This window comes from Polyangium jinanense, assembly GCF_028435365.1.
The window spans coordinates 30,817-44,006 of record NZ_JAGTJJ010000052.1 but is presented as its reverse complement, the minus strand read 5'-3'; the positions used below and the strand labels follow the sequence as shown (position 1 = coordinate 44,006).

The 13,190-nt window shown below is 66.1% G+C and carries 9 protein-coding genes; 3 read left to right on the top strand and 6 right to left on the bottom strand.

The window, feature by feature from the left end:
• Positions 1-583 precede the first annotated feature (583 nt).
• Positions 584-1,042, top strand: a complete 459-nt coding sequence (locus KEG57_RS43465) for a sensor histidine kinase (protein ID WP_272426852.1) — start codon at positions 584-586, stop codon at positions 1,040-1,042.
• Positions 1,043-1,046: 4 nt separating this feature from the next.
• On the opposite strand, the gene KEG57_RS43460 is transcribed toward KEG57_RS43465, so the two are convergent.
• The 4 genes from KEG57_RS43460 to KEG57_RS43445 form a co-directional block, all read right to left on the bottom strand.
• Entirely contained in the window at positions 1,047-1,904 is an 858-nt protein-coding gene (locus KEG57_RS43460) for a sterol desaturase family protein (RefSeq protein WP_272426851.1), read from the bottom strand.
• Positions 1,905-2,050: 146 nt separating this feature from the next.
• Entirely contained in the window at positions 2,051-3,250 is a 1,200-nt protein-coding gene (locus tag KEG57_RS43455; RefSeq protein WP_272426850.1) for a sialidase family protein, read from the bottom strand.
• Positions 3,251-3,314: 64 nt separating this feature from the next.
• The gene (locus KEG57_RS43450) at positions 3,315-8,996 is read right to left on the bottom strand and encodes a sensor histidine kinase (RefSeq protein WP_272426849.1); all 5,682 of its coding nucleotides are present in this window, start codon (positions 8,994-8,996) and stop codon (positions 3,315-3,317) included.
• Between the two features lie 149 nt (positions 8,997-9,145).
• Positions 9,146-9,847, bottom strand: a complete 702-nt coding sequence (locus KEG57_RS43445; protein ID WP_272426848.1) for a TVP38/TMEM64 family protein — start codon at positions 9,845-9,847, stop codon at positions 9,146-9,148.
• A gap of 79 nt (positions 9,848-9,926) precedes the next feature.
• On the opposite strand from KEG57_RS43445, the gene KEG57_RS43440 reads away from it, so the two are divergent.
• Positions 9,927-10,577, top strand: coding sequence for a TetR/AcrR family transcriptional regulator (locus KEG57_RS43440; RefSeq protein WP_272426847.1), 651 nt, complete (start codon positions 9,927-9,929; stop codon positions 10,575-10,577).
• Between the two features lie 16 nt (positions 10,578-10,593).
• Positions 10,594-11,304 carry an NAD(P)H-binding protein gene (locus KEG57_RS43435; protein WP_272426846.1) on the top strand — a complete coding sequence of 237 codons (711 nt, stop codon included), beginning with the start codon at positions 10,594-10,596 and terminating at the stop codon, positions 11,302-11,304.
• Here KEG57_RS43435 and KEG57_RS43430 read toward each other — a convergent pair.
• Together KEG57_RS43430 and KEG57_RS43425 are read right to left on the bottom strand one after the other, a co-directional pair.
• A complete protein-coding gene (locus KEG57_RS43430; RefSeq protein ID WP_272426845.1) occupies positions 11,273-11,767 on the bottom strand; it encodes a hypothetical protein in 495 nt (164 codons plus the stop codon). The genes KEG57_RS43435 and KEG57_RS43430 overlap by 32 nt on opposite strands.
• 390 nt (positions 11,768-12,157) lie before the next feature.
• The gene (locus KEG57_RS43425) at positions 12,158-13,186 is read right to left on the bottom strand and encodes a Gfo/Idh/MocA family protein (protein ID WP_272426844.1); all 1,029 of its coding nucleotides are present in this window, start codon (positions 13,184-13,186) and stop codon (positions 12,158-12,160) included.
• Between the last annotated feature and the right edge of the window lie 4 nt (positions 13,187-13,190).

Genomic DNA, 13,190 nt, shown 5'->3' with positions numbered 1-13,190 from the left:
GAGCGCACCGCGGAGCTCTCGACCGCGAACACCGAGCTCGTGGCGGAGCGCGAAAAGCTCGCTCGCGCGAACCAGGAGCTCGAGTCGCAACGCGAAAAACTCCTTCGGGCAAACACCGAGCTCGAGCGGCAGGAAGAGGCGCTCCGGCGTTCCAACGAGGAGCTCGAGCGGCGGGTGGAGGAGCGCACCGCGGAGCTCCGGGAGGCGCAGCAGCGCTCGCTCGCGCTCGCGCGGCAAGCGGGCATGACGGAGATCGCCTCGAACGTGCTGCACAACGTGGGCAACGTGCTGAACCACGTGAACACCGGAAGCGCGATGCTCGCGGAGCGGCTGCGGGCGCTCCGCGTCGAGCCCATCCTCAAAGCGGCCGAGATGCTGGAGGCGCAAAAGGCGGATCTGGCCAGGTTTTTCTCGACAGACGAGCGCGGACGCAGGCTGCCAGAGTATTTCGGCAAGCTGGGCCAGAGCCTCGCCGCCGAGCGGGCGGATCTGCTCGCCCTGGTGGGCGGGCTCGAGGAGCACGTGGCGCACATCCGCGCGGTCGTCGATTTCCAGCAGAGTTATGCCACCGTGACGAACCTCGATGAGCCGGTGGATCTCGCGGTGGTCCTCGACGACGCGCTCCGCATCTCGATGGCGAACGGCCGCCGGGGCGGTCGTCGAGCGCGCACTTTCGCCTCTGCCGCGGGTGCTCTGCGACAAGCACAAGGTGCTGCAGATCGTCCTGAACCTCCTCGCCAATGCGAAATGGGCGCTCGACGAGCGGGAGGGAGAGGGCAAGCGCCTCGCGGTACGGCTCGCGCGACCGGCGGAGGACCGGGTGCGCATTCAGATCATCGACAATGGCGTGGGGATTGATTCCGCGCTGCTCACGAAGATCTTCCAGCACGGATTCACGACGCGGAAAGGCGGCCACGGCTTCGGGCTGCATTCCTCGGCGCTCGTGGCCCGCGCCATGGGCGGGACCCTCGCCGCGGAGAGCGAGGGCCCGGGCCATGGGGCGACGTTCACGCTGGAGTTCCCGTTTCGACCTGCGGGATGAGTCGTCAGCCTGGCGCGGATTCCGCGGTCGCTTCCTCGGAGGTTTGTCCCGTGATACGGGTGCCGCAAAGGACGTCCCACAGGTAGAGCGCCTCGCCGAAATGCGTGTTCGCCCGGGCGTGGTGCACGTTGTGGAAGGCCGAGGTGTTGAGGAAGATCCGCGGCAACGTCCTCTCGACCCACGACAGGGTCACGCCGCAGTGGAGATAGAAGTTGAGGTTCACGAATCCCACGACCAGCCCGAAATAGAGCGGCGCCCAGTGCAGCGCCTCGGGGATGCACAGGAAAAGAATCGGCCAGAACGTGAGCAGCGCCTCGACCGGGGCCACCGCGAACCCGGCGAAGGCGGTGGGATCACGGAAGACGTGGTGGGATTTGTGGAATCCGAACAAGAGCCGCGTGTGCAAGAGCCGGTGCTTCCAGTAGAGCCACGCGTCGATCACGACGACGCCGAGGAAGGTCTGCACGAGGACCCGGGTCACGCTCACGCCGTGCGCGTCGAGGTCCCAGACGAGCCCTGTCGGATGCCCCAATCGCCACGCCGTGAGGGGCCAGGCCATGAGGCAGGCGGCGACGTACATGGCGCGCGCCGTCTCGAAGGCTTCCCGCGCCATGGGCGCCGGCTTGATGCGTGGCCCCTGAATCCGCGCCCCGAGGCGGCGCGAGAGCCATGTCACGATCGCCGCGCCCGACAGCACGGGCACCACGAGGGCGGCCACGGAAAAGGCGAGGCTCGAAAACCAGGTCCCCGGGCTCTCGGGATGAAGAAATCCAGCGGCCGTCAAGGCGACGAGGACGGCGGCGTCGATGATCTCGTGGATGGTCCAGCGCCGAGCATTCTGCGCTGGAGGCGGAGCTCGCATGGCATACCTCCGATCGGATGCCTTCGAGCCAGTATCACAGCTTGCAGCGGTTCATCAATTCCCAGCAGCGATGCGTCGAACGCGACGACAGTGCGACTGCGGCGGGATTTTCCAGGCGGAGCATCCGACCGACACGAGCACTTGATTCAGGGGCCGCCGCCGTTCTCGACCGTCAGCCCCAGATAAAGCAGCTTCGGGTCCGCGGGAGAGGCGACGATGGCCGATACATCGTCGTTCGCATTGTGCGTCTTCGTGACCTTGCCGGTGGCGTGGTCGTAACGGAAAAGGTCTGTCCCGTAGTCCTGGTACTCCATGCCGAACACGAAGTAGAGCACGTTCACGTCGGCCGCGTGCGGCGCGAGCAGGTTGCCATTGATGAGGTTGACGTCTGCCGACTCGGTGACGACCACGTCGAAGCTCTTGCCACCGTCGTTCGATCGATAGATGTGGCGGATATCCGGGCCCATCTCCAGCCCCTCGGCCCAGACGACGTCCCCGTCCACGGGCGACACGGCGAGGGAAAACACGTTTGCGCCATTCGCGCCGAGGCCCTCGCTCTTGGACCACGTCGCGCCGCCGTCGAACGAGACGGAGCCGCCGTCCACGGACTGGCCCCAGAGCACGTGGTCGATGTTCTTGGGGTCGAAGGCGAAGCGATACCCGAGGATGCTTCCCGAGGCAGGAGGCGTGCCCAGCTTCGACCACGTCTCGCCGCCGTCGTGCGATTCGTGCAGGCTGCCACTCGCGTCGCCCAGGCGCAGGTGCTTGCCGTCGCCGGGGTCGACGCCCAGGCCGACGATGTTCGGTGCGGGCGTCGAAAAGCCGTGGGGACCACTTTCATCGATTCGATAGAACCCGTCGCCATTCTCGGCCCATGCGTACGCGAGCCCTCCCGCCGCGGCCGTGAGCCTGAAATTGCTCCCGGAAAGTGTTCCCACCTCGCTCCAGGTGCAGCCGGCGTCCTCGGAGCGCAACACCTTCCCCTTGTGCTCGGCGAGCAGCGTGTTCGGTACATCGAGCGCCGCGAGCCCGTAGGTGTATCCGATTCCCTGGAGCTGCCCCGGCGTCTCTGCGAGGGTCGCTCCTTCGTCGAACGTAAAGGTCACGGCGGACGTCCCGCTCACCGATTCGCACGCAGGTAGCGCCCAGCCGGGCGTGGAGCCGCCCGTTCCCCCTGTGCCACCTGTGCCACCCGCGCCACCGGCGCCACCCGCTCCGCCAGAGCCGCCTCCGCCGTTGCCGCCGGTCCCGTCGATTCGAGGGGTGTTGTCGGAGCCGCAGCCGAGCAAGAGCGCGCCGGCCGTGGCAAAGGCGCAGACAAGAATAAGGTTCGTCTTTGCAAGCATGATGATGTCCCTCATCGGTGGAGCACACCCAATGCAACGGGCATGCCTTCACTTCCCGCTCGTCCTACCCCTCGCCTCGCCCGGTGGCGATGGGGGGCCCGGCAACAGGTAACTCGACGATGAACGTCGCTCCGGCGGAAGGCGCACTCTGGACACGGATCGAGCCGCCGTGCGCCTCGGCGAGCTTGCGGCTGAGGTAAAGACCAAGCCCGAGCCCGCCATAAGACTTGCTGGGCACGGCGCGCACGAAGCGCTCGAAGATGCGGCCCTGCTGCTCCGGGGCGATACCGATTCCGTGATCCTTGATCGCGAGCCGCGCGATCCCGTCCTCCTGGTCGATGAAGATCTCGATGGGTTTGCCGGCCCCGAATTTGGCGGCGTTCGAGAGCAGATTGACGACGATCTGCTCGATCCGGGCAGGATCCCAGTTTCCCACGACCGGAACGTGGTCCCGGATCGAGGTCGAGCACCGGGCCTGTGAGAGCTGAAGTTTGAACTGCTCGACCACGTCGCGGACGAGGGCCCTGAGGTCGACGATGGCGAGCTCGAGCGGGAGCTGACCCGTGTGGACCCGCGCGACGCTCAACAGATCATCATTGAGCCGGCGCAGGCGCGCGCCTTGCCGCAAGGCGCGCTCGGCCAGCTTGGTCATGCTCTGCGGATCGCTGGAGGAGCCCGACTGGCTGGCGCGGCCCATCGATTGTAGCGAGAGCATCAGCGACGTGAGCGGCGTGTTGAGCTCGTGCGACGCCATGGACAGGAACTCGTCGCGTGCGTGAATGGCCTCCTGGGTCGCCCGATAGAGCCGCGCATTGTCGATGGCGGTCGCGGCCCGGCGCGCGACTTCCTTCGCCAGCTCGAGGTCGGCGCTCCCATAGGTGCGGCCCGACGCACCGGAGACGAGCGAGAGCACCCCCAGCGTTTGTCCGCGCGAAAGGAGAGGCACGGCGAGCATCGATCGGATTCCGAGCGCGCGGATGATTCTCGCATGCGCTTCGTCCTCGGTGTTGTCTTGGAGGCGAGCGTCCGAGAGCTCGGAGATCAGGACCGGCTCCCCCGTGGCAAGGGCCTTGGCTGCCGGATGGGCCGACCCCTCGTGGGGCGGATATTGCCGCTGGAGCTCCTCGAGCAGCGGCGCGTTCGCGGGGTCCTTGTGCACCCCGGCGATGCGCCGGATCTCCTGACCCTCCACGGTATCGATCACGCACCAGTCGGCCATGGATCGCACGCACAGCTCCCCGAGGCGCGCGAGTGTATCTTCGTAATCGAGCGATCCCGCAAGCAGCTCCCCGGCCTCGGCCAGGAACGCCGAGCGCCGCTCCGCCTCCTCGGCCGCGGCCCGCGCCCCCTGCGCGTCGGACAGGAGCCGCGCATTTTGCAGGGAAATGGCTGCCTGGACCGCGAGGAGCGAGAGCGCGACGAGCCGATCAGGCGTGAACGCGCCGATGAGCAGGTTGTTCTCGAGATAGAGCAGCCCGACCACGTTGGCCTGCCGCAAAATGGGCATGCACAGGACCGACTTGGGCCGCTCACGGGTGACGTACGGGTCCGCGGCGAACTTGCTCGCCCTCGCGTCGTCGAGGAGCACCCGCTCTTGCGTCCGCTGCGCATATCTCACGATCATGGCCGGGACGAGGGGGGACGACGAAATCGAAAGCGACGGGAGGAGGCGCGTCACCACCCCTTTCGCTTCGAGGCGTGCCTCGGCTTCCATCGAGAGGTCGCCATTTCGCAGGAGAAGCAGGTAACTCTTCGTGGCGCCGCCCTCTTCGAGGACGACCCGGAGGAGGGTGCTGGCCAGCTCGTCGAGGAGGATTTCGCTCGAAATGGTCTGGGAGGCCTTGACGACGGAAAGCAGATCGAGCTGCTCGGTGCGTAGCGCGAAGGTGGCGGTCGGCGTGAGCGGCCTGTGCTCCTCGAGACGCGGATGTTGCTCGTCGATCTGCCTCACCTTGCCATCGGCGCCCCAGCGCACGTAGCAGGCGCGGGCGTCGCGGAGATACGTTTCGGCCACCTGCTCGAAGCCCCGCGCCCGGTAAAACCTCGACGAGAGCTCGTAGGCGAGCCCTTCGTTATGGACGAAGCCATTCTCACGCGCGGACCGGATGGCCTGCTCGTAGAGGCGCATGGCGTCGAGGTCGCGTCCCTCGACGCGAGCGACCTCGGCCGAGACAAGAGCGTATCGATTGAAATAATTCTCGGGGCAGTTCTCCGCCCAGAGCGCGAGCTTCTGCTGCACGTCCGCGATGCGCCGAGCGAGCTCGCCCTGCTCGCCGGCGGGAGCATCCGGGAGGAGCTGCACCATCGTGAGCGCGTGGAAGAAATGGTGGGTGGCCTCGATCGGCATGGCCCTCGCGGCGCCGAGGTTCGTCGCCGCGCGGGCTGCGAACGAGAGCGCTTCGGCGTGACGCCCGTAAAGGAACGCCGTGATCTGCTTCATGATGTCGTGGAAGACGATGCCGCAGCCGAACGTCGCCCGGGTGATCGCCGCGAGGCACGCGTCCTCGTGGAACGCAGCATCGTCGAAGCTCGTCGGCCCCTGCGTCGCGCCCTTCAGGCAAGCCACGAATTGCCGCTCGAGCCGGATGGTCTCGCAGACCGGAACGTTATGGCTCTGCCTGGCGAACGCGGCATATTTTCTCGATACCTGGAGCACCTCGTCGAGCGGATCGCCCTTCTCGACGGACTGCCAGACGGTCTCGAAGGCGAGGAAGCCGGCATAAACGAGATCGCCCACCTCCAGGCACGCCTGAAAGGCCCGCTCGAGGATGGGGATGCCGGTGACGAAGGGTCTCCGCCAAAAATTGATGTGGTTGCCGTGGAGGTGGAGGAGCGTCCCCTTCAATCGGGGGTCGTGAAACTTCTCGTTCAGCCGCAGCGACATCTCGGAGAATGCGTAGCCGAGAGGGATATCGCCAAAGGCCGACACCAGCATCATGCCATAGATGCTGTACGCGAAGCAGGACGGCTGGGTGTTGCCGTACTGCAGGGACAAGCTCACCGCCTTGAGGGCGAGCAGGGGAAAGAGCTTCGGCCGCGCGATGTACGCGCAGGGCGCCGCCTCGACGAGCAGGCCGATGGTCGTCCGCGCGTCGGGATCGGTGGCCACGGGCGCGTCGAGGATGTCGGCGACGCGACGACCACGCAGGTGCGTCCGGATCACCTCGACCTCCGCCTCCGTCGCGGCTTTCAGCGACTCGTCCGAATCGGGGAGCGTCACCTCGAAGAGGCGCAGCGCTTCGAGCGCGACGGTCAACCCATCGCCGTATCTCCCGGAAACCTGGTACAATCGCATTCGCAGGCCAATCGCCGCGGCGCGGTCGAGATGGGAGCGAGCATGCACGAGAATCAGATGGAAGAGCGCGTCCGCCGTTTCGAAGTTGCCGACGAGGTACTCGCATTCGGACCGCTCCAGATAGAGCGCGAGCGTCTCGTCGTAGAGCGCGCTCCAGGCGTCCTTGGGCAGGAGCGCCGTCGCATGGGCCAGGTAGTTGCGCGCCGACGCATGGGCGACCGTGGCCTTGGCCTTCGTTCCCGCCAGAAAATTGAGCCTTCGGAGTGATTCCTTCTCGCGCGCATCGGTGATGAGCTCCGCCCCGCGGTTCAGCTGGCTCACGACATCGAAGATCTGCTCCTCGATGGTCTCCTCGGGCAAGTTGGCCAGAAAGAGCCGGCCGATCCGCAGATGCACCTCCGCGCGGAGCTCCGCCGAGACGAGCGAATAGGCCGCTTCCTGAATGCGGTCGTGGACGAAACGGTAGGAATCGCCCAGGCGGAGGATGAGCCCCACGCGGACGGCCTCCCAGAGCGCCACGTGCACCTCGTCCTCGGAATCGCCGCGAATCATCGCGAGCGTGGCGGCCTCCGCGCGGTTGCCGAGGCACGAGACGTGGGTCAGCACGTCCTGGGTCTGCGCTGGGAGCCGCTTCAGCTTGTCGACCATCAGGTCGACCACGTTGTCGGTGAAGCTTTTCTCGCGGATCCTGGCCACATCCCACCGAAAGGCCACCGCGCGCTCGTCGAATTCGATGAGGCGCTCCTCGTACAGCGCGGACAGGAACTGGATGACGAAGAATGGATTGCCGGCCGTCTTCTCGTGCACGAGCTCCGATAGCGGCTCGGCCTCCTCCACGGAGCAGCGGAGGGTGTCGCTGAGGAACGCCGCGAGCTGACGTTTTTGAAGCGGGCCGAGCACGATGTCGGAGACACGCACGGCCGATTTCCGCACCTCGTTCATCGCCAGCATCATGGGATGGGTGGGAGGCACCTCGCTATGGCGGTATGCGCCGACGACGAGGAGGCTGTGCATCTCGGGATCGGTCAGAAGGTCCTGGAGGAGCGCGAGGCTGGCCGAATCGGCCCATTGCATGTCGTCGACGAAGAGCACGAGCGGGTGCTCCCTCTGCGCGAAGACCCCGATGAATTGCCGGAACACGATGTGGAATCGATTCCGCGCCTCGCCCGGCGGCAGCGCAGGGACCGAGGGTTGCGCGCCGAGGACGTGCTCGATCGGCGGGATCACGTCGACGATGAGCTTCCCATTGATCCCGAGGGCCGCCGCGAGCCGCTGCTTCCATGCCGCGATCCGCTCCTCGCTCTCGGCCAGGATCTCGAGCACGAGCTCCTGGAACGCCTGGACGATCGTCGAATACGGGATATCGCTGTTGATCAGATCGAACTTGCCCGAAACGAAGAAGGCCCGTTCCCGGACGACAGGCTCGTGGAGCTTGTGGACGAGCGCGGATTTCCCGACTCCCGGCTCCCCGGCAACGAGCACGAGCTCCGGCATTCCCGTGGTCACGACACGCTCGAACGCGTCGCAGAGGAGGGCGATCTCCGCCTCCCTCCCGTGAAGCTTCTGCGATATCTGGAGGCGGTCTGGCACGTCGAGCGCGCCCGGGGGGAACGGCTCGATACGCCCGCTCTCGCTCCATTGCGCGAGGCACGTCTCCAGGTCGTGGAGCACGCCCCGCGCGGTCTGGTAGCGGTCGCAGGCCATCTTGGCCAGGAGATGCATGACGATGCGCGCAATGGCCTCGGGCACCTCGGGGACGATCTCGGAGGGGGATGGGGCGACACGCGCCAGGTGGAAATGAATCCATTCGAGCGGATCTCGCGCCTCGAACGGGACCCTGCCCGTGAGCATTTCGTAGAACGTGACGCCGAGCGAATAGAGGTCGGTGCGGGAGTCGACGGCCCGGTTCATTCGCCCCGTCTGCTCCGGCGACATGTACGGCAGCGAGCCCTCGATTTGCTCCGGGCTCTGAGGCGACGTGTGCTCGCGGGGAAGTCGGGACGCGATCCCGAAATCGGTGAGCTTCGCCTCGCCCGTCGCGGGATGGACGATGATGTTCTGGGGCTTGATGTCCTTGTGGACGACGCCATGCCGGTGAATGTCCGCGACCGCGGTCGTGATGCGAATCGCGAGCCGCAGAAATCGCGTTGTCTCCATCGGCGCCCCGAGCAAGCGGTCGAGGGGCGTGCCCGCCGTATCCTCGAGAACGAGCGCCGGCTGCCCGTGATACGTGTCGAGGGCGAGCGGCCTGATGACGGTCGGGAGGTCGAGCGCTTCGCCCAGCGCTTGCTCGTGTTTCAATCGTTCGATGTCCTGCGGGCGGCTGCGCTTTGGATCGAGCGCCTTGAGGATCACCCGGCGGCCATCACTTTCTCGGATGGCACGGAGCACGAGGGTCCCCCGACCCTCGAAAAGGGTCTCCGTGATCGTGTACGGGGAGGGACTCTGCATCTCCATGAAATCTGCTGCGACGAGCGAGCGGTCGGCGGCGGCGCTGGGTGAGGCTGAGGGCTCCGCGTGTTTGTAAGCACAAGTCGCACCAAGCCATCCGGATACGCCCGGCGCCGCGGCTACGATGCTCCGCCCGAGCGGCCGCAACCTCAGGAGGGAATGACCTTTTGGAGGGAGCGACGGGTGAAGCGCCAGAAAAGGACGACGACGGTGATGAACACGGCGCCCAGGCCGATCCACACCCAGGCAGGCGCTTCGCGCATCGCGTCGAAGACCTTCTCGCCGAAATAGGCGGTCCCGAGGAGGGGCAGGAAGTACCCGGCCAGCGAGCCCCAGAAATGCGTCTGGAAGCGCACCTGGGAGATGCCGAAGAATACGTGGAGCATGGGCGGCATCCAGAAGATGAAGCGGAGCATGAACACGGTGAAGAACGCCCGCTTCTCGAGGGCCTCTTCGTAGGCGCGGAAGCGCGCGGGTACGAGCTTCGAGACCCAATCGCGCGCGACGAAGCGCGCGAACGAAAAGCCCACCACGCTCGCCGCCATGGTGCCGGCCATGGAGAGCGCGAATGCCACCGGCCACGGCCAGATGAGCGGCGCCGCGAGGATGAAGATCGTGCCCGGCACGCCGAACGGCTGGAGCGCGGCGTACGCAGCCACGAACGCGGCATACCCCCATGGCCCGAGCTCCACGAGCGCCTGCTTGATACGCGCAGGCTCGCTGAAGACCTCGAACAGGCCCAGGCGCTGCGCCACGACCAGCCCGACGGCCACCGCGGCCACGGCGGCGATCCTCATGTTGCGGAGCGAGCGGCTCGCCGCGGGGTCCGGCGGGGGATCGGGCGATCGCACGCGACGATGTTTACAGTTCAAGTCGTTACTGTCAAGTCCGGTTGACAAAGTTATCAACAGTTGTCAACTTTGCCAGACCGTGAACGAGACGAGCCCCAGCGACAGGTACGTGGAGGACCCGCGCCGCCGCAAGCTGATGGATGCGGCGCTCACGGTGTTCACGCGATTCGGCTTCCGCAAGGCGTCGATGGACGAGGTGGCGCGCGCCGCGGCTATCTCGCGTCAGGGGCTCTACCTGCATTTCGCCACCAAGGAAGATCTGTTTCGCGCGTCGGTGGAATACCTCCTCGTCACCGCGCTCGCCGGCGCGACGGCGGTCCTCACGGACGCGGAGATGCCTCTGGAAAAGAGGCTGGTCGCGGCGTTCGACGTGTGGGTCGGCCGGTTCGTCGGCGCGCTCGGGCCCGACGCCACGGACCTCGCAGCGGCCGCGAAGGAGCTCGTCGGGCCCATGGTCGGCGAGCATGAAGCGCAATTCGTCGAGGCCGTGGCCAAGGCCTTGCGCGCCGCCGGGCTTCTGGCCGTCTACAAGCCCGCGGGGATCACCGGGCAAAAACTCGCGGAGACGCTGTATGCCACGGCGCGCGGCCTGAAGCACGGCTCCGCGACGCGCGAGGCATTCATCGAAAGCATGCACATCGCGGTGCGCGTGATGTGCATGCCGTTGCAGGAGGCCGGCAAGAAAACACCGGCGAGCCGACCGCGCAAGCCGCGCGACAAGACACGATAGTTCGAGGGCAACAGATATGAAAGTCCTTCTCTTCGGTGCGACGGGGATGGTCGGGCTGGGTGCGCTGCGTGAGTGTCTGCTCGATCCCGGGGTGGAGAGCGTTCTCGCGGTGGTGCGCAGTGCGACGGGGCAGCGGTACGAAAAGCTGCGCGAGATCATCCATGACGATTTCACGGATTTCTCCGCCATCGAGAGCCAGCTCGCCGGATATGACGCGTGCTTCTTCTGCCTGGGGGTCTCCGCGTCGGGCATGAAGGAGGCCGACTATCACCACATCACGTACGATTTCACCATGGCGGCGGCGGAGACGCTCGTCCGGAAAAACCCCGGGTTGACGTTCATCTATGTCTCCGGCGCGGGCACCGACAGCACCGAGCGTGGTCCTTGGATGTGGGCCAGGGTGAAGGGCAAGACCGAGAATGCGCTGCTGCGATTGCCCTTCAAGGCGAGCTACATGTTCCGACCGGGGTACATCCAGCCGCGTCACGGCATCGTCTCCAAGACGAGGCTCTATCGCGTCGGTTACGTCATCATGGGGCCGTTTTTCCCCGTGTTGCGCCTCATGGCCCCGAAGTACGTGATCACCACCGAAGACGTGGGGCGGGCAATGCTCCAGGTGGCCAGGCACGGCGCGGACGGGCGCATACTGGAAAACCGCGATCTCAACGCGCTTTCGCAGGCGTATTCGCGGCCTTCTACGCCCGTTTCCGAGGCGGATACCGGATGATCACCACGTGCATGTGGGCATCCTCCTCCAGCCTGGAGGTCTGAATCGAGATCGCCCCTTCTTTCTTCAGCTTCTGAAAATCCGCTGCGGTCAGGGTCAGCGTATGCGCGTGCCCGGCGAGACCTTGAACGTCGTAGGTCTTGTCCGAGCCCGCGGCCATGTCGGCGGCGGTGATCACGACCTCGTGCTCGTCTTTCCCGCTGAACTCGGCCGCGCAGGCGGTCACCCATTCCGGCGGATCCTCCGCGGGCGCGCACCGCACGTGCACGCGGTGCGTATGCGTGAGGCCCTGGGTGCTCTTGGCGCGCAGAAGCTCCCCCCGCAAAAGGGTCTTCATATCGTCCGCCGTGAGCGTCACCTCGTGCGGATGCTTCGCCGTCCCGGCGATTTGATAGGTTTTTTCCGCGCCGGCCAGGACGTCGGCCAGCGTCACCACGAAGACGTGACCGTGGTTCTTCCCCACCCTGCAGAGCACCCTCGCATACGATGGCTCGGGCGGCTTCGCCGCGGGCTCCGGCGTTGTATTCGTGGCGGGCTCCGGGGGCGCTTCGACGGGCGCCGTGGTCGCGCTCGGCTGCGCGGTCGGCTCTGAGGCTGGCGCGGTGCTCTTGCCAGAAGCCGCTGTCGGGGAGGTCGTTTGCCCCGTCGCGGGATTCGGAGAACTGCCACCGCACCCCGTCCACGGGAGCGACGCTGCGGCTGCTGCGATCTGAAGAGCTTGTCGCCTGCGCATGAGTGCCTCGAAGGCCTTTGGGGCCCGAGCCTAGCCAAAGGACAGAAACGCAGGCTCCGCTCCGATTGTCAAGCGCAACGTAGGGGAGAGGGGCGACCCTGGGACGGCGCCACGGACGGACTATCGTGTGTACTGTGGCACCGCCATCGCGCGGCCCGTGTTCGCGGATTGCACGGCGATGATGCAGGCCGCGGCGCTATTGGCCCCATCCACGGCCTCACAGACGGTCGCAACGCCCTCCAGAATGGACGTCACGAAGTGCTCGACTTCGAGGTCATACGAGTACCCTGTCCTGGTCAGGTCCTTGAGAGATGTATGTGCCGCATCGGCTCCTCGGCCCAGCCACATGTCCGTGCTCCGGATCGTTCCGCGCGTGCCATAGACGCTGAGATGGCTCACGGGAGGTCGAGGACCGATCGGCCCATATGCGCTTGCCACCTTGCACAGGGATCCATCCGCCATCCGCGCGAGGAACACCTGGCAATCCGCATTGCGCATCTGCGGCACCGCCAGCTTGTTCTCGTAGCTCATGACCTCGACGGCATTGCTGCGGCTGAGCCAGCGGCACAGATCGAACGCGTGGACCCCCCCTCCGATGGCAGGTTGCTCGTGCTCGCGATGCCAGTTCGTGCCCAATGCAGCGTTGAATTGCTCGTGGGAGGTGTCCTGGGCGAGGTAGTGGATGTAGTCCGCTTCCAGGTAGAAGGTCCGCCCCAGCGTCCCATCGGAGCAGAGCCTGTGGACCTCGCGGAAGAAGGGGTGGAACCGGAGGATTTGCCCCACGAGCGTCCTTTGCGCAGGTCGCGCCAACGCGGCATCGACCATGGCGTCCAAATCTTCGAGACGGTCTGCCAGCGGCTTTTCCACGAACACATGGCAGCCTGCCGAGAGGGCAGCGAGAAACGGGGCTGCGTGACGCGCATCATCGGTGTTTACGGAAACGATGTCGAGAGACTCCCGTGCGAGCATGTCCTCGATCCGCGCATAACCCGCGGGCTCATGCCCCAGCCGGGCGATCGCTTCCTCGCGGCGGGCCTCGTTCGTGTCGCAGACCGCCGCGAGCACGGTTCGTCCCTCACGGCGGTAGCACTCGGCATGCGCGAGACCGTTTCGCCCGCATCCAACGATACCAACTCGCAACGGACGCATTGCA